16 protein-coding genes and 1 pseudogene are annotated in these 22,395 nt (G+C 43.3%); 6 read left to right on the forward strand and 11 right to left on the reverse strand.

Features of this window, described 5'->3' with window-relative positions; genetic code table 11:
• The first annotated feature begins 3 nt into the window (after nt 1-3).
• On the forward strand, nt 4-1,092 hold the full coding sequence (carA, locus tag ATH1_RS0102400) for a glutamine-hydrolyzing carbamoyl-phosphate synthase small subunit (RefSeq protein ID WP_010417051.1): 1,089 nt from the start codon (nt 4-6) through the stop codon (nt 1,090-1,092).
• Nucleotides 1,093-1,416: 324 nt separating this feature from the next.
• Here the strand turns inward: carA and ATH1_RS21805 are convergent, their stop codons facing one another.
• The 4 genes from ATH1_RS21805 to ATH1_RS0102420 all read right to left on the reverse strand — a co-directional run bounded on the left by ATH1_RS21805 (nt 1,417) and on the right by ATH1_RS0102420 (nt 4,628).
• The gene (locus ATH1_RS21805) at nt 1,417-1,560 is read right to left on the reverse strand and encodes a hypothetical protein (RefSeq protein ID WP_010417054.1); all 144 of its coding nucleotides are present in this window, start codon (nt 1,558-1,560) and stop codon (nt 1,417-1,419) included.
• Between the two features lie 84 nt (nt 1,561-1,644).
• The gene (gene cydB, locus ATH1_RS0102410; RefSeq protein WP_010417056.1) at nt 1,645-2,778 is read right to left on the reverse strand and encodes a cytochrome d ubiquinol oxidase subunit II; all 1,134 of its coding nucleotides are present in this window, start codon (nt 2,776-2,778) and stop codon (nt 1,645-1,647) included.
• Nucleotides 2,771-4,384, reverse strand: coding sequence for a cytochrome ubiquinol oxidase subunit I (locus tag ATH1_RS0102415; protein ID WP_010417058.1), 1,614 nt, complete (start codon nt 4,382-4,384; stop codon nt 2,771-2,773). The genes cydB and ATH1_RS0102415 overlap by 8 nt, the downstream gene beginning before the upstream one ends.
• A gap of 31 nt (nt 4,385-4,415) precedes the next feature.
• Nucleotides 4,416-4,628 (reverse strand): DUF4492 domain-containing protein, encoded by a 213-nt coding sequence (locus ATH1_RS0102420; RefSeq protein WP_010417061.1) that lies wholly within the window; start codon nt 4,626-4,628, stop codon nt 4,416-4,418.
• A gap of 657 nt (nt 4,629-5,285) precedes the next feature.
• Here ATH1_RS0102420 and gltB point away from each other — a divergent pair.
• The 4 genes and pseudogenes from gltB to ATH1_RS22545 all read left to right on the forward strand — a co-directional run.
• A complete protein-coding gene (gene gltB / locus ATH1_RS0102425) occupies nt 5,286-9,806 on the forward strand; it encodes a glutamate synthase large subunit (RefSeq protein ID WP_010417062.1) in 4,521 nt (1,506 codons plus the stop codon).
• A 54-nt stretch (nt 9,807-9,860) separates the two neighbouring features.
• A complete protein-coding gene (locus tag ATH1_RS0102430; protein WP_010417064.1) occupies nt 9,861-11,282 on the forward strand; it encodes a glutamate synthase subunit beta in 1,422 nt (473 codons plus the stop codon).
• A 305-nt stretch (nt 11,283-11,587) separates the two neighbouring features.
• A complete protein-coding gene (lpxA, locus tag ATH1_RS0102435) occupies nt 11,588-12,397 on the forward strand; it encodes an acyl-ACP--UDP-N-acetylglucosamine O-acyltransferase (RefSeq protein WP_029163919.1) in 810 nt (269 codons plus the stop codon).
• Nucleotides 12,398-12,629: 232 nt separating this feature from the next.
• Nucleotides 12,630-12,809, forward strand: a pseudogene (locus ATH1_RS22545) (hypothetical protein); the annotation flags it as partial.
• A gap of 284 nt (nt 12,810-13,093) precedes the next feature.
• On the opposite strand, the gene hydF reads toward ATH1_RS22545, so the two are convergent.
• On the reverse strand, nt 13,094-14,314 hold the full coding sequence (hydF, locus tag ATH1_RS0102440; protein ID WP_010417068.1) for a [FeFe] hydrogenase H-cluster maturation GTPase HydF: 1,221 nt from the start codon (nt 14,312-14,314) through the stop codon (nt 13,094-13,096).
• A gap of 348 nt (nt 14,315-14,662) precedes the next feature.
• Between hydF and ATH1_RS0102445 the strand changes: the two genes are divergently transcribed.
• The gene (locus ATH1_RS0102445; protein ID WP_029163920.1) at nt 14,663-15,661 is read left to right on the forward strand and encodes a PD40 domain-containing protein; all 999 of its coding nucleotides are present in this window, start codon (nt 14,663-14,665) and stop codon (nt 15,659-15,661) included.
• 2 nt (nt 15,662-15,663) lie between these two features.
• On the opposite strand, the gene ATH1_RS0102450 is transcribed toward ATH1_RS0102445, so the two are convergent.
• The 6 genes from ATH1_RS0102450 to ATH1_RS0102475 all read right to left on the reverse strand — a co-directional run bounded on the left by ATH1_RS0102450 (nt 15,664) and on the right by ATH1_RS0102475 (nt 22,373).
• Entirely contained in the window at nt 15,664-17,127 is a 1,464-nt protein-coding gene (locus ATH1_RS0102450) for a lyase family protein (RefSeq protein ID WP_010417072.1), read from the reverse strand.
• A 12-nt stretch (nt 17,128-17,139) separates the two neighbouring features.
• Nucleotides 17,140-18,303: a sigma-54-dependent transcriptional regulator gene (locus ATH1_RS0102455; RefSeq protein ID WP_010417074.1), complete on the reverse strand. Its 1,164-nt coding sequence runs from the start codon at nt 18,301-18,303 to the stop codon at nt 17,140-17,142.
• Between the two features lie 21 nt (nt 18,304-18,324).
• Nucleotides 18,325-19,266, reverse strand: coding sequence for a Ppx/GppA phosphatase family protein (locus ATH1_RS0102460; RefSeq protein ID WP_010417075.1), 942 nt, complete (start codon nt 19,264-19,266; stop codon nt 18,325-18,327).
• 244 nt (nt 19,267-19,510) lie between these two features.
• Nucleotides 19,511-20,857: an ABC transporter permease gene (locus ATH1_RS0102465; RefSeq protein WP_010417077.1), complete on the reverse strand. Its 1,347-nt coding sequence runs from the start codon at nt 20,855-20,857 to the stop codon at nt 19,511-19,513.
• Nucleotides 20,854-21,798, reverse strand: a complete 945-nt coding sequence (locus ATH1_RS0102470; RefSeq protein ID WP_010417079.1) for an ABC transporter ATP-binding protein — start codon at nt 21,796-21,798, stop codon at nt 20,854-20,856. Before ATH1_RS0102470 ends, ATH1_RS0102465 begins: the two co-directional genes overlap by 4 nt.
• Nucleotides 21,799-21,905: 107 nt before the next feature.
• Complete coding sequence (locus ATH1_RS0102475; protein WP_010417081.1) at nt 21,906-22,373, reverse strand: DUF6146 family protein; 468 nt, start codon at nt 22,371-22,373, stop codon at nt 21,906-21,908.
• Between the last annotated feature and the right edge of the window lie 22 nt (nt 22,374-22,395).

Raw genomic sequence — 22,395 nt, forward strand, 5'->3', positions numbered from 1 at the left:
AGTATGCCTGATTTTAAGCCTATTAAGCTTGTGTTGGAGGACGGAACGGTCTTTAAAGGGAAATCCTTCGGGTATCACAAATCTGTGGCCGGGGAAGTTGTTTTTAATACTGCAATGACCGGCTACCCGGAAAGTTTAACAGACCCTTCCTACGAAGGACAGATTTTGGTTTCTACCTATCCTCTGGTGGGAAATTACGGAGTGCCGAAAGATGATAAAGAAAACGGAATTCTTAAATATTATGAATCCGACAGCATTCATGTTTCAGGATTTGTCATTTCCGACTATTCTTTTGATTATAGTCACTGGAATGCAAAGAGCTCGCTGGGAGACTGGCTGAAGCAGAATGAAGTTCCGGGTATCTTTGGAATCGATACCAGGGCATTGACCAAAATATTGCGAGAAAAGGGAACAATGCTTGGGAAGATTGAAGTGGACGGGGAAGAAATTGATTTTTATGATCCGAATAAGGAAAATTTAGTATCTCGTGTCAGTATCAGGGAAAAAGTGACCTACGGGAATGGAAAGTATAAAATTGTATTAGTCGACACCGGGGGTAAATACAATATCATTCGCTGTCTTCTGAAGCGGGATACTACCGTTACTCTTGTTCCATGGGATTATGACTTCAACAACGATCAGTTTGATGGTATAATGCTTGCCAACGGCCCAGGCGATCCCCAAATGTGTGATGTTACCATCAATCACATCAGCAAAGCATTAAACGGTAACAAGCCGATTTTTGGAATTTGCCTGGGGAATCAATTGCTTGGAACCGCAGCCGGTGGCTCAACTCATAAACTTAAATACGGCCACAGGGCACACAATCATCCCGTTATTAAAGTTGGCACCGGTACATGTTATATCACCAGTCAGAACCATGGGTACGTTCTGGATACCGACACTTTGAGCGATGAGTGGAAACCTTTGTTTGTCAATATTAACGACAACACCAATGAGGGAATACGCCATAAATCCAAACCCTTTTTTTCTACCCAGTTTCATCCTGAGGCTTCGAGCGGACCTACCGATACAGAGTTTCTTTTCGATGATTTCGTTGATTTAATAAAGAAATCCAGGGGAGAGAAATAAGTAACCGACAGGCAGAAGAATGCGGCATGGCGAACAGGGCAAGAGGCAGAGCATAAAGGTAGGAATGGTAGTTATCAGGCAAGTAGAAATATAGCCACGGCCCGGCGTCAGAATGGTAGTAGCACAGATGTCATTGGCTCCTTAAAACAAACTGCGGATTTGCGACAGAGATGAAAGAGGTTAATAGAACGGAGCCTGAAGGGCTTCCATATTATAGCATTGATGCACAAAATAAACATCCACGCCGAAGGCGTCATTTCGTAGAATTTTAACCAATGCACAATAAACAGGACTTTGATTACTGCAAAGCCCTGTTTATCATCGTTATTTCCCTGTTGCTTCTTCAGCTTCTGTTTTTTCTTTCCATTTTTTATCAAATATCTTTATGGCCATCATCGAAGCAAAATAGCCAATGGCTACAGTTGCCAACCACAAAAGATGCATCAGAACAGATCCAAAATAACTCATATCGTTAATGTTTTTTGTTTGTCTTCTTTTTCCTGAGATTTGTTTAAGGTTTAAGTTATCCAACCTGACACATAGACAAATCATCTAATAAAAATGTGACTCTCCGGATGACAATTCCTCTTTACTGATTTTCTTTTTATTAATGGCCCGCCATGTAAACCAGATATAGGCGACCACTATTGGAACCATCAGTGATACGTAGCTCATGACTGTCAGAGTGAAATGACTGGATGAGGCTTTCATAATTGTCAGTGAGCTTTGAGGATCAATGCTCGAAGGATAAAAGGCGGTGTTGTTGAATCCTGCGACAAGAAAAAGAGAAAACACGGCAAGAAATGTCCCCGGCCCGGTATACCATATACCAGCAGAGCTGTTACTGAACAGCGTGATGGCAATGCCGGTAATGACAAGGACTACAGCTGCCAGAAACAATATCAGTACCAGCGGCATTTCAATCAGGTTACGGAAGTATTTATGCGGTTCCATGAAAATTTCTCCGTTATCGGGGTTTATAGCGTATCCGTCACGAAACATCAGCCAGGTTATGAATACAATAAAGAGTACCAGGAACGGTAAAGCGTTATACCAAAGTTGCTTTTGAATATTATTTTCGATTTTTTCATCTTCTACTGTATTTTTAAAGTAGAGTAGGCCCAGTGTGCGGCCAAGAAAGAATAAGGCCAAACCAAGAGTAAGGTTATGTACATTAAATAATAGCTCCAGCCCACGTAATGGTGACTCCCATCGGGTTTCGTTCAGATCGGTCAAAGTAAACGGTGAGCCGGTAAAAAAACTGGCCACCACCACACCCAAAAGAAAAGTCCCGATCAATCCGTTGATGAAGAGAAATGTTTCATAGGTACGTGCCCCGAAAACATTGCCCGGACGGGATCGGAATTCATAAGAGACTGCCTGCAGAATAAAGGCAAACAAGAGCACCATCCAGGCCCAGTAAGCACCACCGAAGCTGGTGCTGTAAAAAAGGGGAAATGATGCAAAAAAAGCTCCTCCGAAGGTAACAAGTGTGGTAAAAGTAAATTCCCATTTACGGCCCAGGGCATTGATCAGCATGGTGCGTTCCTCTTTGGATTTGCCAACCTGGTAAATCAACGTTTGTCCACCCTGAACAAACATCAGGAATACCAAAGCTCCTCCAAGTACAGAAATAATGATCCACCAGTATTGCTGCAATGCAAAATGTGTTAATGATTCAAACATTTTTTGGTTCCTCCTTCTTTTGGGGTCCTACTTTGATTTGTTTAATCATAATCCTGACTTCGGCTATGAAAAGGCCGACAAAAGTCACCGAAAACAATATGAACGTTGTCATTACCGAGCCAACATCTATTTGAGTCACCGCTTTCATGGTTGGCATAAGGTCCTGTATAACCCAGGGCTGACGACCTACTTCGGCAACGATCCAGCCGGCCTGAGAGGCAATGTAAGCCAGGGGAATGGTCCAAACCCCTGCCCATAGAAGCCATTTTTTATTGTGCAGTTGGTCCTTCATAACCAGATAGAGGAAAACTGCGAAAAGAAGCAGAAACAAAACGCCAAGAATTACCATGATATGAAAAGCATAAAAGGTCATGGAAATTGGAGGTACCATCCTGAATGCGTTTTTCTTCAATACTTCGGGATCTGGATCATAAAAATTTCCATACCCAAAATATTTAACATTGTTTTCGATAAAATCCGGATCCCTGAATTTGGCTTTCAGCTCTTCCGCTTCGGGGCTCTCCGGATTGGTCTTTTGAACTTCTTTTAAGGCAAGAAGCGCTTGTTGAGCTTCGTATCCGCGGTTTATTTTTTCCTCGTATGAGAGAATGCCCTGTTCCTCATTGCCCATGATGAGGTCTTTTATTCCGGCTACAAAATTGTCGGCATCTCCATAGGCGAGCCATGAAAGCATTGAAGGAATTTCAATTTTAAAGAGAAAGTCGGCCTGACTGTCTGCATCAACATTTTTGTGGTTTTCTTTTCCGCTCAGGATGCCAAAGGCGACTAACGGGGCATTGGTTTGCCCTTCATAAAGAGCTTCCATCGCTGCCAGCTTCATCGGTTGGGATTTTACAATTTCTTTCGCAGAGCTGTCTCCCGTGCCGATAAGAACAATCGAACTGATAAGCCCGAAAACCGAGGCAATGACAATGCTTCGCTTGGCAAGCAGCAACTCCCGCTTTTTAATCAGAAACCAGCTGCTGACCCCGATTACAAAAATGGAAGCCAGCACAAAACCTGATGTAGTGGTGTGCACAAATTTGTTAACGGCTGTCTCCGAAAGGAAAACATCCCAGAAATTGATCATCTCGTTGCGGGCAGTTTCGGGATTGAAGATGGTACCAACGGGGTTTTGCATCCATGCGTTGGCTACCAGTATCCAGATAGCACTCAGACTTGCACCGACGGCTGTCAGCCATGTAGCTGTTAAATGGAACTTTTTACTTACTTTGTCCCATCCGAAAAACATGACCGCAATGAATGTGCTTTCCAGAAAGAAGGCCATAATGCCTTCAATGGCAAGCGGCGCTCCGAAAATATCTCCAACAAACCAGGAATAGTTACTCCAGTTCGTACCAAATTCAAATTCCAGAATAATACCCGTTGCAACGCCGATGGCAAAGTTAATTCCGAAAAGTTTCATCCAGAACTTAGTGATCCTTTTCCATTCCGGATCACCTGTTTTTACATACATGGTCTCCATGTAGGCCATGATATAGGAAAGCCCCAGTGTCAAAGGAACAAATATCCAGTGAAACATGGCGGTGAGGGCAAATTGCCCCCGCGACCAGTTGACCAGGGTGAAGTCAATGTTCTCAAGCATTGTATCAGAGGTTTAATCGTTATTACTTATCTTATGATTTGGTTATGCTTTCGATAACATGATTTGCCCGTTCTTCATCCGTCTTGTAATTGGTTTGTAGCTGATTAGGGAAAAAGAAAAGGCGTAATACCACAAACATAATGAAGAGCTTGATGAGTATTATGATCCAAAGCGCTCTTCCCCAGTCCGGTAGCTCCCTGAAGCCGGTTGCATAAAAGTCGACTATTTTCTTGACACGTTCCATGTTTGAGTTTTCAAGATAGCAAAAAATAATAGAAATTACATCCCGGGTTGTTTTTTTTAAATAGAATCCGAAAGGGATACAACGATTCTTTTGATAATTTTTTGCGGATTTTGGATGTTGCTAAAATAATAAATAATTAAGAACCCTAATACCTAAATAGAGGAATTATTCATGGTCAAATTCTCAGGTGGACCGGTTTAGTCAGTAGTCAATAGTTAGTAGTTGAGTGCAGTATAAAAGGCATATTTTTGTCAAAATCCAGGCGTTTTAAATTTTTGTACCGAAGTTAACTTATTGTTAATGAGGATGCAAAAATTTAAAACAACAACGAGTTTGGCAACAAAGATGCTTTTTAGACCGGGCTCAGTAGTTTATACCTAATTTCTTACAAAGAAAAGCCGGGCGGATCGATACGGTTTACGAATGTATCGCTTTACTTAGAGTGAACCCCGATTTAGAAATGTTGGCTTTAATGGCAGACACTAATTAAAGTAGTTAATTGTAAGAATTGTTGCTTCGAAATTTGATAAATGTAATCAAAATAGCTATTTTTGCTTTCGAATATTAATTTTTTCCACTTAAAATGTGATAGTGTAAAACAGGATGCTTCAAAATACGAAGTTATCCTATTGTTTATCTCCATTAAAATAATTTAGTATGCAGCAACGTTTTCCGAAAGTTCAGGGGCTGTACGATCCGGTCAATGAACATGACAATTGTGGAATTGGATTTGTGGCGCACATCAAAGGAAAACCGTCTAACGACATCGTCAGGAAAGGCCTGGAGGTACTTGTGAATATGACACATCGTGGTGCCGAAAGTGCCGATAATAAATCGGGTGACGGTGCGGGTATTCTTATGCAGGTTCCGCATGATTATTTCAGAACACTGGATTTCGATTTGCCGGCAGCGGGAAGTTACGGTACCGGGTTGGTCTTTTTGCCTTCTGATGCCAATTCTGCCAGAGCCTGCCTGGAAATTCTGAATCAGAATATTATTGAAGAGGGTCTTGAGCTTATTGGTTACCGGGATGTTCCTGTGGATTCGGATGCTATAGGAGAGATTGCCAAAAGCAGTGAGCCTGTCATCAAACAGGTTTTTGTGACCGGTAATTTCAGTGAACAGGATGCACTTGAAAGGAAATTGTATCTGCTTCGGAAGGTTACTGAAAATGCAATTCGCAAGTCTGATATTAAGGGGAAGAATTGTTTTTACATTGTGAGTTTGTCTTCCAAAGTATTTATTTATAAGGGAATGCTTACGCCTGCTCAACTGAGTGAATATTTTACGGATTTACAGGATTCGCGCATGATGAGCGCGATTGCTCTGGTTCACTCCAGGTTCAGCACCAATACGTTTCCCACCTGGGATTTGGCACAACCCTTTCGTATTTTGGCCCACAACGGTGAAATCAATACCATTAAAGGGAACCGCATGTGGATGCAGGCCAGGGAGGGCTTGCTTGAGTCGGATATGTTCGGGGAAGACCTTAAAAAATTGTTTCCGGTCATTGAAGAAGGGAAAAGTGATTCGGCATCGCTTGATAATGTCCTTGAGTTCCTGTTTCTTGCCGGGCGCTCTCTGCCACATGCGCTTACTATGCTGATTCCTGAATCATGGAACGATAAGAACCCCATCCCTCCCAGCCTGAAGGCTTATTACGAGTATCACAGTACCATTATGGAACCATGGGACGGACCGGCTTCTGTTGTCTTTTCCGACGGCAGGTATATTGGCGGGACACTGGACCGGAACGGACTTCGCCCCTCACGTTATGTAATTACCGATGACGACCTTATCGTGATGGGGTCGGAAGTGGGCGTACAAACTTTTCCGGCCGGAAAAATTGTAGCCAAAGGGCGATTAAAACCGGGGAAACTGTTACTTGTAGATACTCAGTTGGGCATCATAATTCCGGATGAGGAGATCAAAGCCCAGCTATCCCGTCGACATCCTTACCAGAACTGGCTGAATGAAAACCGTATCAGTCTGAAGGATATTGAAGTCCGGCAACGCGTACCCTCGCAGTTGGGCGACAAGTATGACATGTATCTGAAGGCCTTCGGATACAATAAGGAGGAGTTAAGTATGATTATTACGCCCATGGCCAGGAACGGCGTCGAACCAGTGGGATCAATGGGGAATGATACACCTATGTCCATTTTTTCGGACAAGCCGCAACGTCTTTTTAGTTATTTCAGGCAGCAATTTGCACAGGTGACAAATCCCCCCATAGATTCTATCCGGGAAGGACTTGTAATGGCACTCACCAATTATATTGGCTCTGTGTCTAAAAATCTGCTAATGGAAAGTCCTGAACATTGCAGGTCTGTTAAATTTACAAGTCCGCTGATTACCAATACCGACCTGGGCAAAATAAAGGATTATCGCCGCGAAGAATTCACTCATGTCACCATTCCTATGCTTTTCCGTGCCTCTGAAGGCGGAAAGGGGCTTGAGAAAGCAGTGGAAAATATATGCATACGGGCCGGGAAAGCAGTGGATGACGGGAATAATTATATTATTCTGAGCGACAGGGGAGTGAGTATTGAGAATGCCGCTATTCCTTCGTTACTTGCTACCGCGGCAGTTCATCATCATCTGATAAAGGCCAAAAAGAGGATGCAGGTGGGATTGATTATTGAAACGGGGGAGGCTCGTGAAGTGATGCATTTTGCATTGTTGCTGGGCTATGGAGCCAGTGTCATCAATCCCTACGTATGCTTTGCAGCCATTAACGACTTAGTAAAGCAGGGGAAAATTGAAGGTTCTTACAGTGAAGCAAGGGAGAGATACATTAAGGCTGTCGACAAAGGTATACTGAAAGTGATGTCGAAAATGGGCATTTCGACCCTGCGCAGCTATCATGGAGCTCAGATTTTTGAAGCAATCGGGATTTCACAGGAAGTAATCGACAAATATTTTACCGGAACGACATCCCGGATCGGTGGGGTCGGGTTTGAGGAAATTGCTAAAGAGGCACTTGAATTCCATCAGAAGGCTTTCGATGAGTTATTGCCAAAAGGCCCGTATGAAAGTGCCGGGGCCTATGCTTACAGAAAATACGGAGAGAAACATGCCTGGAATCCGGAATCTATCGGGTTACTCCAATGGGCAACCTCCAGAAACGATTACGATAAATATAAGCAGTATTCACGTCAGATTGAGGAGGATAATAGAAAACCGCTGTTTTTACGTGGCTTTTTAAAATTTAAAAACGGTACACCTATAAATATTGAGGAGGTAGAACCTGTTGAGTCTGTCATGAAAAGATTTGTGACGGGCGCAATGAGTTACGGCTCTATTTCCAAAGAGGCGCATGAAGCCCTCGCTATGGCGATGAATGAAATCGGAGGAAGAAGTAATACCGGCGAAGGAGGAGAAGATGCTAAACGGTTTAGTACCACGGCCAGAAGCGCCATAAAACAGGTGGCCAGCGGCCGGTTTGGGGTTACCAATAATTACCTTGTCAATGCCGATGAGTTGCAAATAAAAATTGCTCAGGGAGCAAAGCCTGGAGAAGGCGGTCAGTTACCCGGATATAAAGTGGATAAAGTAATTGCCAAACTGAGACATTCCACCCCCGGCATTACCCTTATTTCACCTCCTCCGCATCATGATATCTACTCAATTGAGGATCTTGCCCAGTTGATATTTGATCTGAAGAATGCAAATCCAAGGGCCAAAATCAGCGTTAAGCTGGTCTCCGAAACAGGTGTAGGTACTGTTGCTGCCGGGGTGGCTAAAGCGCATGCCGATCTTATAGTGATCAGCGGGACCGAAGGAGGTACCGGTGCAAGTCCCACCAGCTCTATCAAGCATGCCGGATTACCTGTTGAACTGGGACTGGCCGAAACACAGCAAACGCTGGTGCTCAACAATCTCAGAGGACGCGTGAAATTGCAGACCGACGGGCAGTTAAAGACCGGCCATGATGTCGTAAAAATGGCTCTTCTTGGGGCCGAAGAGTACGGTTTTGCTACCTCCAGCCTTATTGTATTGGGCTGCGTCATGATGCGCAAATGCCATTTGAATACCTGTCCGGCAGGAATTGCCACGCAGGATGAGGTTTTGAGGAAGCGGTTTATCGGCAAGTACAAAAATCTTATCAACTTCTTTACCTTCATTGCGATGGAGGTGAGAGAAATACTTGCCCAAATGGGATATCGATCGCTTGATGAAATTATTGGCCGGAGTGATCTTCTTGAAAGAGACCCTGACGTGAAAAACTGGAAGACCGGAGGATTGGATTTATCCGGATTGTTGCACTTCCCGGAAGAAGGTCATAAATACCCGCTGCGTAATACCATGGAGCAGGATCATAAAATTGATGATGTGCTTGACAGGAAGCTTATTGAAGAAGCTCATCCTGCTCTTCAAAGCGGATCGCGTGTCTGGATGGCATATCCGGTAAACAATACCGACAGAGCCGTCGGAGCCATGTTATCCGGTGAAGTCTCGAGAATATATGGTGAAGAAGGGCTTCCAAAAAATACGATTAATTGTTCGTTCTCTGGTTCTGCAGGACAGAGTTTTGGTGCTTTTCTTGTCAACGGGGTTAGTTTTCGTCTTGAGGGAGAGGCTAACGATTATCTTGGGAAGGGACTTTCCGGCGGGAAAATAATTGTTGTGCCCCCAACGGGTCATAAGTTTAAACCTGAGGAGAACATTATAATAGGTAATACAGTTCTTTATGGTGCAACCAGTGGTCATTTGTATGTCCACGGTATAGCCGGTGAGCGCTTTGCGGTAAGGAATTCGGGTGCAAATGCCGTAGTTGAAGGAACCGGAGACCATTGCTGCGAATACATGACCGGAGGACGTGTTGTAGTGATCGGGCCGACAGGACGGAATTTTGCTGCAGGAATGAGCGGGGGAATAGCCTATGTGCTGGATGAAACAGGAAATTTTGACTTTTTCTGTAACAAAGGATTGGTTGATCTGTTGCCCGTCCAGGACTATGAGGATGTTCAGGAACTCCAGTTTCTTCTTCATAAGCATCTGTTGCACACCAATAGTGCTAAAGCCAGGGAGGTACTTGTCAATTGGGATAAATATCTGCCACGGTTTGTAAAAGTAATTCCGTTTGAATACAAGAAAGTACTTGAGCAGCAGAAGGTTGAAGAATTGGAGAAAAAGTTGCGTGAGACGGAAGATGCTCCGCATCTGAGAGAGTAAATCAAATGTTAATCCCGGCTTTTTTATTCAAAAGTCATATAATGGTTATTAGCTATGGGAGATCCAAGAGGATTCATAGAAGTTCAGAAAAAAACAAGTGGATATCGTCCTGTCAATGAGCGGGTTGATGATTATGGTGAAGTTGAGCAAACCCTGAATGATGAGGATCGCCGGTTACAGGCATCGCGGTGTATGGACTGCGGTATCCCCTTTTGCCATTGGGCATGCCCGGTAGGCAGTAAAATTCCGGAATGGCAGGATGCTCTTTACCGTAAGGATTACAAACTTGCCAGTGAAATATTACATTCTACAAACAGTTTTCCCGAATTTACGGGCCGTGTTTGCCCGGCACCCTGCGAAAAATCATGTGTGCTGGCTATTCACGATGAGGCGGTTACCATACGTGAAAATGAAGCTTCAACAGTTGAAAAGGCGTTTAAGCTTGGTTTAATTCAACCGCGCCCTCCGAAAAAGAGGACAGGTAAAAAGGTGGCTGTCATTGGTTCGGGGCCTTCAGGATTATCTGTTGCCGATCAGTTGAATCAGAGGGGGCATACTGTCACTGTTTTTGAGAAAGATGATGCTATTGGCGGACTTTTGCGGTATGGAATACCCGACTTTAAACTCAACAAAAAAGTTATTGACAGAAGACTCAGAATTTTTGAAGCAGAAGGTATTGAATTCAGAGTTAATACCTGTGTTGGAAAAGATATAAGGGGAGCTGATATACTGAATGAATACGACGCTGTGGTTTTGGCTATTGGTGCTATGCAGCCGCGGGACCTGCCTGTCGAGGGACGCGACCTGAAAGGCGTATACTTTGCCATGGATTACCTGAAACAACAGAATAAGGTCAATCGAGGAGAGACTTTTTCTCCTGATGAACGGATTGATGCCCGTGGAAAGAAAGTTATGGTTATAGGAGGTGGCGATACCGGCAGCGATTGTGTCGGGACTGCCAACCGCCAGAAGGCTTCCAAAGTGACTCAGATTGAGATCATGCCCAAACCACCGGTTTCGCGGACGCCCGATAATCCTTGGCCCTATTGGCCAAATGTGATGAAGGTTTCCACCTCGCACGAAGAGGGCTGCGAACGTATGTGGAGCTTGTCGACACGCAGGTTTATCGGTGAAAACGGCCATCTGAAGGCCGTCGAAGTTGTTGAGGTAGATTGGATGCAGGACAATGGCAGATGGGTTATGCAGGAAAAAGAAGATACCCTTCGAACCATTGAGGTTGACCTGGTATTTCTCTCAATGGGATTTGTTCATCCAATCCATAAAGGTCTGGTGGAAGAGCTGGAACTTGGGCTTGATAATCGCGGAAATGTTAAAATTAACGGGGCGTTTGCTACTACGAAAGACTGCGTATTTGCGGCCGGCGATGCAGCCAATGGTGCCAGCCTTGTAGTAACGGCCATCTCGAAAGGCCGTGAGGCAGCTCTTCATGTCCATGAATATTTATCGACGAAGTAAATGATTTGTTAGGGGTTATTTGACTTTTTGGTTCCCCTATTTTGGATGCCGGCTTCGAAAGAAGCCGGCTTTTTGATGCCGATAATAAAAAAAAATGTATTTTGAATTCAATTGATTATTAACGTGTTAGTTCTCTTGATTCAGTGCTGCCCTGAATTTATCGAAATTTTTGGTACGTGTCTTTTTTTGCTGGATTGTCATATCTATAAGGTAAAATTGATGAAATGTTAATAATTTGATAACAGAGGGCTGTCATAAAAAATATGTCAGCCTCCGATTTTATAAACAGATTAGACGAAGAAAAGATGGAGCAACTCATTTCAAACAGGGCTGAAATTCATCCTGATGCAAAAATCGGGAATAATGTTACTGTTGAAGCTTTTGCAAAAATAGATAAAGATGTTGTGATAGGCGACGGAACCTGGATAGGTTCAAATGCAATAATATATCCCGGAGCACGCATTGGCAGGGAATGTAAAATATATCCTGGTGCTGTGATATCGGCCGAGCCTCAGGACCTTAAATTCAATGGCGAGTATTCTACCGTAGAGATTGGTGATCGCACTACTGTCCGGGAATACGTTACCATAAACAGGGGTACCGCTGCCAGGGGTGTAACCAGCGTTGGTAATGATACTTTACTGATGGCTTACACCCATTTGGGACATGATGTGGAAGTAGGAAATCATTGCGTTGTTTCCAATAGTGTCCAGCTTGCAGGTGAGGTTGTCCTGGAAGACTGGGTAGTGATTGGAGGAATGAGTGCCGTTCACCAGTTTTGTCGGATAGGGGCTCATTCCATGGTTTCCGGTATGAGTGGTGTCCTTTCTGATGTAGCTCCTTTCACCAAAGTATTTGGCGTTCCTGTATACTACATTGGAATTAATGTTATTGGACTTCGGCGTCGTGGTTTTTCCAAAGAACAAATTGATAATATTCATGAAATATACCGTGCTATTTACCAGCAAGGCCGTAATTTTTCGCAAGCCATTGAATACGTGCAGGCTTATCTTGATCCTACCCCGGAAATGGGACAGATCATTTCTTTCATAAAAGCGTCGAAAAGAGGCATTGTTAAAAATGCTATAGGACAAACTGCTTCTGTGGAATCATAAACTGATACACGACCCAAATTCTTGCTAGCAAGCGGCAGGGCCGGGCGGACCGAAATCACTCAACGATTTAAAAATGCCCAGCTGGTGCGGATTTCTTTGCAGAGCAAAGCGGCAAAGCCGAGCGTTAATCCGCGCCTCCTTAGGAGTGGATTTCTAATCCACCGTTAACTTCCGATTATTTTCATCCGAATAAAATTTAATAATTAAGGTCGGATGGAACTCACATGTAAAAATTTATACATATTCTTATTGTGGCAAACCTATCTATGAGTGCAGTCTAAAAAGCCTTTTGACCCCTAAATCCCCTAAAGGGGACTTTTTCAAACTGCTGATTTTTAGCAGTTCCCCTTTAGGGGTCAGGGGTAAAAATGGTAAAAATAAGCAGTTTGAAGGCTTTTTATACTACACTCATAAATATTTTTTTATACGGGCAAACTGTAGTGTTGCAGGGGGTTGGGGGAAAAAGCTTAAACGCAAAGACGTATGTTGTGTTTATAATTCACACTACTGGCTACTGGCTACTGGCTACTGGCTACTGACTACTGACTACTGACTAAAAACTAATGACTAAATTACTTATATCTAAAAATCTGATAATCTATTAAGGCAAACCTTGCCATGCTCGTTTCATCAGTATAAAATCTGACTAAGTTGGCCGCAAGCGTAACACAGCAAAGGGTACTTCATGGACAGACACTAAATAATGTCGTCGTATTGTGCCTCTTTTCCAATCGTAAAAGGTGCAATTGCTCTTTGGTATATGCCATGAACCCAGGCAATAGCCATTCCATAGTTGGTGACAGGGATGCCTGCCTCTATGGCGGGGCGAAGCCTGTTGTGTAACTGGCGACGGGTGATCATACAACCTCCGCATTGAATGACCAGTGCATAATCGGTAATGGGGCGTTTTACAGCATCCAGTCCTGCCACTACATCGAACTCAAGATTTTTGCCGGTATAAGTTCTTATCCACCTGGGTATTTTAACTCTGCCTATATCGTCGCACGAAACGTGATGAGAACATGATTCGAGCATTAGTATTCTGTCGCCATTTTTTAGATTCGAAATAGCCGGTGTGCCTTTCATATAATGATCAAAGTCCCCTTTTAGCCTGGCCATAAGTATACTAAAACTGGTTAATGGGATATCCCGGGGGATGGAGGCATCGGCTTTTGGGAATACCTGTGAATCGGTTATTGCCAAAGCCGGTTTTATTCCCGTTTCTGCAAGAAATGAGTCTATTTCTCTTTCCTTTAATATCACGCAAACGGCATCATTGTCCAGAATGTCTCTTATTGTTTGTACCTGTGGAAGAATCAAACGTCCTGTAGGTGCTTCTATGTCAATGGGTGTTATAAGTAAAACGATGTCCCCGTATTTAATGATGTCACCTACAAGTGTCGGGATGGAAAATGCCGATTCAGGAATGGAGGTTTGTATGACTTGAATCAGAGGATCAATATCCTCTTCTGGAGAAAGTAACAGAAAGGCTCCGGCACCGCTTTGCAGATATTTTTCTTTTGTTTTCGTCGCTGCTTTACTAATGTCTTCCTTGTTGTGAACAACAATAAAGGGTACTTCCCGTTTTCTGAATTCATTAATCAGGGTTTGTTCCTGTTCATCAAACTGATTGTCTGTGATTACCAGAATTGCCAGGTCAATAAGATCGATGGACTGTAATGTTTTGGAGACTCTTTTTGTCCCCAGATCGCCAATATCGTCAGTTCCCGCAGTATCGACCAAAACTACCGGTCCGAAACCGGTTATCTCGAACGATTTTTTTACTGGGTCCGTAGTTGTTCCCGGCGTGTCTGATACTATGGCGATATCCTGACCGGCAAGACGATTAATAATTGTACTTTTTCCGTTATTTCGTCTTCCGAATATTCCTATAAATGGTTGTCTGTCTCTGGCCATTTTTTTTTTGAAAATTAATTAAAAAACGATAAGATAGCAAAGACTAAGTAGTGCCCGTCTATAAAGTTGGGGAAGTTTCTTAATTATAATGTGTCTGTTCAGGAAGTGCCATTTTCAAGGCTAGCGCAGCAAATGGTACTTTGTGGAAAGACTAAGTATTGCGTATTTTTCTCTTTCTTCGCGGAATTGGTCTGTTTCAGATGAAACAAGTGGATTGCAGTTTCCGAATGCCTTGATCGAAAGAACCGATTCATTTAATCGAAACTTCCGAAAGCCTTAATCGTATGAGTTTATTAGCTATATTCGTACCTTCTGAAAACCCTGGTTTTCAAATTTCATTATTTTCTTATGCATATCAAAACAGCTGTTTTATTAATGTTTCTGAATTTGTGCCTGATAATTAAGGGACAGACATACGAAGAATCTCCATCCGATTTCTTTTTTTCTGACAATGCTGAAGACAACTCATTGATGATGGCACCCTCTCTTATATCGACAGGCATGAATGAGATACATGCAACTATGGCTTCAGGCGGAGATGAATTTTACTATTGTGTGAAGGGGCCGGGACGGTTTTCGGTCATCGTGGGGCTTCGATTTGAAGATGGCTTCTGGAGCCATCCTGAAGTGGTTTCTTTTTCAGGAGGAGAAAATACTGATCTAAGCCCGTTTGTTTCACCCGATGGCCGGTTTCTTTATTTCGTTTCCGACCGTCCTCGAAGTGCAACGGATGAAATTCGGAATTTTAATATCTGGAGGTGCCGGCGTCAGGATGACGGCAGTTGGGGAAATCCTGAACTAACTGAGTTTAGCAAATATTCTGGAAACGAGATATCGGTTTCTGTAGATCGTGTTGGCAATGTATATTTTTGCGCAGATTATGAGAGTAATAGTCTTTCTTTTGAAAGGGATGCGCTTGACATCTATTGGGTTAGAAAGAAGACCGGCAATACCTGGGGGGAAGTTCAAAAGTTGGGTTCTGCTGTTAATACAGAAAAAATTGAGCAGACTCCGGCTATCTCACCCGACGGGAAAACATTGGTATTTAGTTCTCTGAGAGGTGATGGATTAGGCGCGGCCGATCTGTATGTTTCTTTTCTCCGGGAAGATGGATGGAGCGGGGCCGTTAATCTGGGAAGAATGGTAAATACCACAGCCTATGAGTGGTGTCCTGCATTTTCGGGTGACGGACAATGGCTTTTGTTTTCAGGCAATTTAATGAAAGATAAGCCTGACCTGGTTACTTATACTTCTGTGAAAAGATGGTTGCTTGGCGACGGTAATGGGGCTTCGGATATTTGGTATATTAGAGCATCCGCCATTCAGAAATTAAAAGATAATCAATGAGATCAGTCGGAGTGCCCGGTTTCTTCGGGGTTAATATCTTTCAGACTAAAGCCTTTAGCTGTCAGTGATGAAGGTTGTAAAATTCGCAGAATTTTGCCTTCCGGTAAAATGGCAAGTTTGCTATTGCTTTCAAAAACGGTTGTGTTTGATTCCTTCATGTCGCTTGCAATGAGGGCGGCCTTTTTATGTCCGATGTAAGGGACAAGTGCAGTGGTGATGGATGGGTTTTTGAATATGTCATCTTCCTCATTTTTGGCAGAAACCGTCATATCTTTGAGTAAATTTTCCGTCATACTTTTACATCCCGAGCACAAAAGATTGAAGCTTTCTATAAAAGCCAGACCAATGGAAGGCAGGTAGGCATTAAGATCGAGACATCCCCTGGCTGCAAGATTCGCTATCATCTGGTCGTTAGCATATACTTTGTGACTTATCGATATCATGAACTCCGGGATGACAGGATTGACCTTACCGGGCATCATTGAGCTTCCCAGTTGCCTTTGAGGAATTTTTACCGACGGATGGACAAACAGGTCGGCCGCGAGAAGTCTCAGGTCAGTGGATATCTTTTCGAGATTAACGGCGAGCGCTTTTAAAATGGCATGTGATTCTACAAGGGAGTCGTTATTCATTGTAGCGTCGACCATATTTTCTGCCTGAGCGAGGGGTAATCCTGTTATTTTCTGCAATTCTTTTGGTACCTGAAGAATAAAGAAGCGCGGTATTCCCATCCCGGTGCCGGCTGCTCCTCCGCCAATATTCACTTCTTTCAGACGTTCCTTTATGCGTGAGGTTCTCCACCAGTCGCGTGACAGGGCATCACTGTAACTGGCAAAAAGATTGCCATAGGTTGAAGGCACCGCTTTTTGCATCTGGGTAAAGGCCTGGCGAATTTCGTTTCTATAGGTTTGTTCTAACGACTCTACAGCGCTTCTTGTGGCATTAACGGCCTCTTCCAGTCTGACGGTCAATCGTATTAATGCTATGTGGAGAGCTGTGGGGATAACATCGTTGGTAGATTGGTAAATATTTGCGTGGTCAAGGGGATCAATATAACGGTAGTCGCCCGGTTTGTGTCCGGTTTTTAGCAACGCAACATTTGATATAATTTCATTCACATTCATGTTAATGCTGGTACCTGCACCTCCCTGAACGGCCGGGACAATAAAATGACTGAAATGCCTGCCCTCAGAAACTTCGACAGCAGCGTCCTCCAGGGCATTAATTATTTTATCCGGCAACCACCTGTGACCCCCCGGCGACGGGAGACCTTTCTCTCTGGCCGTGTCCCTGAATTTCCGATAAGTTTTGTAGTATGCCAGTTTCACCAGTCCTATGGCACGATACCATTCAACGGGGAAAAGTGTGGAATTGTCAAAATTTTCCCGGGCACGCAATGAATGAATGCCAAATAGATGCTGCTCTTCTATTTCTTTCTTTCCCAGAAAATCTTCTTCAACCCGCATCTGTCTCTTTTTTCAGGCCAAAGGCATGGCGTAAGTTTTTACATCTTCTTCAGTAATGGTATCACTGCCAAGAATAATTAGTCTTTCGATGACGTTGCGAAACTCCCTTATGTTTCCTGTCCATTTGATGGATTTTAAGGTTTCAACGGCAGATTCGTCGAAAGTTTTAGGTTGAACACCCAGCTCCTGGCAGATTAAATTGTTGAAATAGTCGGTCAGTAACGGGATATCATCTTTTCGTTCGTTGAGCGATGGCACATGAATGATGATGACACTAAGCCTGTGGTAAAGGTCTTCACGGAAGCGACCTTCTCTTATCTCTTCCTGAAGGTTTTTATTGGTGGCCGCGAGAATGCGAACATCAACTTTTATGTCTTTGTCACTTCCCACTCTCGAAATAACATTTTCCTGAAGCGCTCTGAGCACTTTTGCCTGTGCAGCATGGCTCATGTCGCCTATTTCGTCGAGGAAGATGGTGCCGCCGTTAGCTTGTTCAAATTTCCCTTTTCTCTGTTTATAGGCCGAGGTAAAGGCTCCCTTTTCATGACCAAAGAGTTCGCTCTCGATGAGTTCCGAGGGGATGGCTGCACAATTGACTTCAATAAAGGGCTGACCGGCTCTGTTGCTTTTTTCGTGGAGCCAACGGGCCACCAACTCTTTACCGGTTCCGTTTTGTCCGGTGATAAGGACACGCGCATCCGTAGGGGCCACTTTATCTATCATTTCTTTAACCCGCTTCATTGGTTCCGATTCGCCAATCATCTCATAGGTCTTACTGACTTTGCGCCTTAACACTTTTGTTTCATTGACCAACTCTTTCTTGTCGATTCCGTTACGGATGGTCACAAGTAGCCGGTTCAAATCAAGTGGCTTTTCGATAAAATCGTAAGCTCCTTTCTTGATGGCCTCAACAGCTGTGTCGATGTTTCCGTGACCAGAGATCATAATGACGGGTGTGTCGGGGGAAGATTGCATCATTTTATCAAGCACTTCCATTCCATCCATGTCCGGCATTTTTATATCGAGCAATACGGCATCGAACTTATCTGCCTCAAAATGTTCCAATCCTTCCGGACCGTTTTCGGCAAGAACTACTTCATGCTTTTCGTATTCCAGAATATCCCTGAGTGTATTACGTATGCTTTTTTGGTCGTCTATTACTAATATTTTGGACATAATTCAGTTTTTATACCGCGCTCATAATTGACTGGAAATAATTTGCAAAACGGCTCCTTCCTTCAGTGCGAATGAGCATTGCCATACTTCTTTTATTTTCAGTTCATCAATTATAAATTTAACAATAATACTTGCAGGAACAATACTATCTACCCTGTGAGGTTCCATTCCGGGCATCACTTTTCGCTGATCAGAATCAGACGTCATAAGCTCTTTGTGGACAACCATCAGCCGTTTGCTTTCCAGAAACAGCGAAGTGAGCTTTGACATGTCGAGCAGTGGGTAAAACTTTTTGGCCAAAAGTGCTGCAAGCGTATCAAACGAACCGGACGACCCCACCAGTTTTTTTACCGGAAATTGTTTGACGGCCTCATACAGCGATTCCAGAGATTTTTTCAGGTGCTTCCGGATGGCTTTTATTTCATTCTCCGTGATGGGATCGGACGGAGTAAATTGTTCCAGCAAACGGGCGACACCAATTTCGTAGCTTTTTTTCCAGGCAACGCCAAACCGGTTGGCAATGATAAACTCAATACTGCCTCCTCCGATGTCGGTGATGAGTACATAATCTTCGTCCAGGGGGAAAACCTGTTTTACTCCGTCAAAAATGGTTTGTGCTTCTTCATCTCCCTGAATAATTCTTATGGTAAGCCCCAGTTCGTTTTTTACTTTTTTTACGAACAGGTGGCCATTGTCGGCAGATCGAATTGCAGAGGTAGCAAAACAGAAAATGCTCTCAACCTGAAACTCTGAGATGGTAATCAGATGGGATTTTAATGCTTCAATACCCCGTTCAATGGCTTCCGGTGTAATGGTTGACTTATGAATACCTCCTTTCCCCAGCTTGGCAGGAATTTTTGATTCGAGGAGGATGCGGTAGGTGCCAGTGGGATTTATTTCTGTGATAAGTAGATTGAATGTGTTGGTTCCCAGATCGATAATAGCAATTCTGTTGTGCTCCATAATATTTTTTGAGATGTACGTTCAAAGGTACAAATAATCATATTCATCCGTATAAAATTTGTCTAAGTTATTGGTCTGATGGAACTCGCATGTAAGAGTTTTATACATGTTCTTTTGTGGAAAACTTTACCATGCTCGTTTCATTCGGCGATTAATTGCCTGTATCATTATCCTAAAATTATTTCTCTGTGCTCTCAGTGGTTGAATATTGCACCACAGAGGGCGCAGAGAGACACAGAGTATATTATTTATCCGAATACCTGAGCCATTTCCAAAGTTCTTTGTAATCCACTTTTTTTCCATACATAAGGATTCCTGTTCTGTATATTTTACCTGCCAGCCATGTGGTAAATATAAATCCGGCAACGAGTAATGTCATAGATAGCAGGAGTTCCCACAAGGGAACCTGGAAAGGTATCCGTGCCATCATAACAACAGGAGAGGTAAGAGGAATTATGCTGAACCAGAATACAATATCGCTTTGGGGATTCCTGAAGGTTATCATCGCCACATAGAGCGCGATAATAATGGGGATGGTGATTGGCAGCATAAACTGTTGCTGATCGCTTTCGTGGTCTATGGCGGCACCTACTGCGGCAAATAGGGCAGAGTAGAGCAAATACCCTCCGAAGAAATAAAATAAAAACAAAAGAAGGGTTTTCATCGGCTCAAGGCTTCTGACCATTTCCATAGTCTTATCGAAGTTAAAACCTGGCACGGCTTGAGCAGTTTCTTCTCCGGCTTCAATACTCTGCATCATTTCTACCTGTGCCTGGGCTCTGTCAGGCATGGGAGAATTTTCAAAGAAAACAGACTTAACCCCGGTTACTATCAGAATAGTAAGCACAACCCATAGTAAAATTTGCGTCAGGGCAACCATAGCGAGTCCGATGATTTTGCCCATCATTAACTGAAAAGGTCTTACTGATGAAACAATGACCTCCACAATGCGTGATGTCTTTTCTTCCATGACACCTCGCATAACCTGGCTGCCGTAAATGAAGATAAACATATACGAAATGAAGGCAAAAGCCATGCTGATTATCATTGTCAGTTCAGCAGAACTTTGTTTTTCAGTACCGTCAGTCCCTATTTTTACCGTAGAGATATCAACGTCAATATTTTCCAGTTCCGAAATAATGTCAGGCAGTCCGGAAATATCGTATGAACGAAGTCTGGCATCTTTAAGATGCTGTGTCAGGCTTCTTTCAATATGGTCTTTGACATCCATGGTAACCTGCGAATCGCTGTAAAGCCGGATAGCGCTTTTGTTATTCAAGAGGTTGTCTGAAATAACCAGGAAAGCATAATAGCCCGATTCCGGGAAATTTTCCCGTATTTTCTCTTCTTCCTGGTCTGACAGAAATTCGAATTTCAACAGTTCGGTATCTTCTATTTGTTCTGAATAGAGTCCTGTATTATCAATTACGGCAATAACTTTTGCTTCGTCGTCTTCGAGCGTGGCCAGCCAGGCGGGAATAACCATCAGGGCGGCAAAAAGTATCGGCCCAAGGATGGACATTATGATAAAACTTTTCTTTCTGACTCTGGAAAGATATTCCCGTTCTATAATTAATGATATTTTGCTCATGACCGTTGTTGCTTTTGGGAGGATTGTTTTTGTTGATTCACCACCTGAATAAACACATCATTCATGCTTGGAAGTAATTCCTGGCATCCGTGAATGTGACAATGTCCTATTATTGCTTCCAACACCTGGTTGAGCGATTGGTCTTCGCCGGTTTTGACCAGGGCTGAGTAGTGGCTGTTTATTGCTTCGAACTTATGAAGCTCAAACCGATCCTTTAATATTTTCTCAACAGTGTCCGCTTTACCTGAGAAATCAATACTAACCAGGTTTTGTCGATAATTTTTTCGAACTTCTTCGGTGGGGCCTTCGATCATGGCTTTGCCATTGTTAATGAGTGTAATGTGATCGCAAAGCTCTTCCACCGATGACATATTATGCGTGGAAAAGATGATGGTAGCGCCTTTTTCTTTGAGTCGCAGAATTTCTTCTTTCAGAAGATTGGCATTAATGGGATCGAAACCGCTGAAAGGCTCATCGAAGATTAAGAGAGAGGGTTCGTGGAGTATGGTTACGATAAACTGCACCTTTTGGGCCATTCCTTTGGAGAGCTCCTCCACCTTTTTATCCCACCATGGCTGAATTTCAAATTTTTCGAACCAGTATTTCAGTTGTTTTAAAGCATCATTTCTGGAGAGTCCTTTGAGCCGTGCAAGATAGATCGCCTGCTCACCGACCTTCATTTTTTTGTAAAGTCCCCGCTCTTCAGGTAAATAACCGATATTACGAATGTCGGCCGACCGCAGAGGGTGACCGTCAAGTATCAACTGTCCTTCATCGGGCCCGGTAATACGGTTGATGATGCGGATGAGTGTTGTTTTTCCGGCACCATTTGGGCCCAGCAGGCCGTAAATGCTGTTTCGGGGAACATCAATGTCTACTTTGTCGAGGGCCAGGTGGTTGGCAAAACGCTTAACAATGCCCCTGGCTTCAAAAAATGCCATACACTTATGGGTTTAGGTTTGACAATAAGCTGAATTTGAACAGCCAAAAATAGTGAAATTGTTGACAGGGGCAATGGATTTGAAAAATATTATATTACCGTATTGTATTATTTTCCTCTCCGGACAAGAACAATTCCATATTCCTGTTCAATGAAGCGGAAGTAATAATACAATTTGTAATTTAACTCCAGTCCGTAATCGATGTTTGGCTGGTAGTCGATCCTGGTCTCATAAAAATTACCGTAACGAATCGGATTATCATGCCTCTGATTCCATTCGGTAACATAACGCTGGTTCCAGTTTTCGTAATATTGCTGCGAATAGTAATTGGCAGGTGGCTGTGTGGCAAGCCAGGAATCAAATTTCGGATCGAGCACGATCAATTCATACTCAACAGAATCTTTGCTTTGGGTGGTGTCGTTTTCAGCCACAAGTTTTATTTTTTGTACAGGGGCTTCTGCTTTTTTTGTGGTTTTACAGGCTGATACAGCAAAGCCTGCCGTAAGCAACACAATAAAAAAAATTCTTATAAGAGAAAACGCCCTTTTTTGCAGATTTGTTTTATTCATTATCATGGCATCATCTTTTTAGAAAAAA

This window comes from Anaerophaga thermohalophila DSM 12881, from assembly GCF_000191885.1.
Taxonomy (GTDB): domain Bacteria; phylum Bacteroidota; class Bacteroidia; order Bacteroidales; family Marinilabiliaceae; genus Anaerophaga; species Anaerophaga thermohalophila.

Coding starts and splice junctions, on each gene's coding strand:
- carA (WP_010417051.1), top strand. CDS start 4: ATGCCTGATTTTAAGCCTATTAAGCTTGTGTTGGAGGACGGAACGGTC.
- ATH1_RS21805 (WP_010417054.1), bottom strand. CDS start 1,560: ATGAGTTATTTTGGATCTGTTCTGATGCATCTTTTGTGGTTGGCAACT.
- cydB (WP_010417056.1), bottom strand. CDS start 2,778: ATGTTTGAATCATTAACACATTTTGCATTGCAGCAATACTGGTGGATC.
- ATH1_RS0102415 (WP_010417058.1), bottom strand. CDS start 4,384: ATGCTTGAGAACATTGACTTCACCCTGGTCAACTGGTCGCGGGGGCAA.
- ATH1_RS0102420 (WP_010417061.1), bottom strand. CDS start 4,628: ATGGAACGTGTCAAGAAAATAGTCGACTTTTATGCAACCGGCTTCAGG.
- gltB (WP_010417062.1), top strand. CDS start 5,286: ATGCAGCAACGTTTTCCGAAAGTTCAGGGGCTGTACGATCCGGTCAAT.
- ATH1_RS0102430 (WP_010417064.1), top strand. CDS start 9,861: ATGGGAGATCCAAGAGGATTCATAGAAGTTCAGAAAAAAACAAGTGGA.
- lpxA (WP_029163919.1), top strand. CDS start 11,588: ATGGAGCAACTCATTTCAAACAGGGCTGAAATTCATCCTGATGCAAAA.
- hydF (WP_010417068.1), bottom strand. CDS start 14,314: ATGGCCAGAGACAGACAACCATTTATAGGAATATTCGGAAGACGAAAT.
- ATH1_RS0102445 (WP_029163920.1), top strand. CDS start 14,663: ATGCATATCAAAACAGCTGTTTTATTAATGTTTCTGAATTTGTGCCTG.
- ATH1_RS0102450 (WP_010417072.1), bottom strand. CDS start 17,127: ATGCGGGTTGAAGAAGATTTTCTGGGAAAGAAAGAAATAGAAGAGCAG.
- ATH1_RS0102455 (WP_010417074.1), bottom strand. CDS start 18,303: ATGTCCAAAATATTAGTAATAGACGACCAAAAAAGCATACGTAATACA.
- ATH1_RS0102460 (WP_010417075.1), bottom strand. CDS start 19,266: ATGGAGCACAACAGAATTGCTATTATCGATCTGGGAACCAACACATTC.
- ATH1_RS0102465 (WP_010417077.1), bottom strand. CDS start 20,857: ATGAGCAAAATATCATTAATTATAGAACGGGAATATCTTTCCAGAGTC.
- ATH1_RS0102470 (WP_010417079.1), bottom strand. CDS start 21,798: ATGGCATTTTTTGAAGCCAGGGGCATTGTTAAGCGTTTTGCCAACCAC.
- ATH1_RS0102475 (WP_010417081.1), bottom strand. CDS start 22,373: ATGATAATGAATAAAACAAATCTGCAAAAAAGGGCGTTTTCTCTTATA.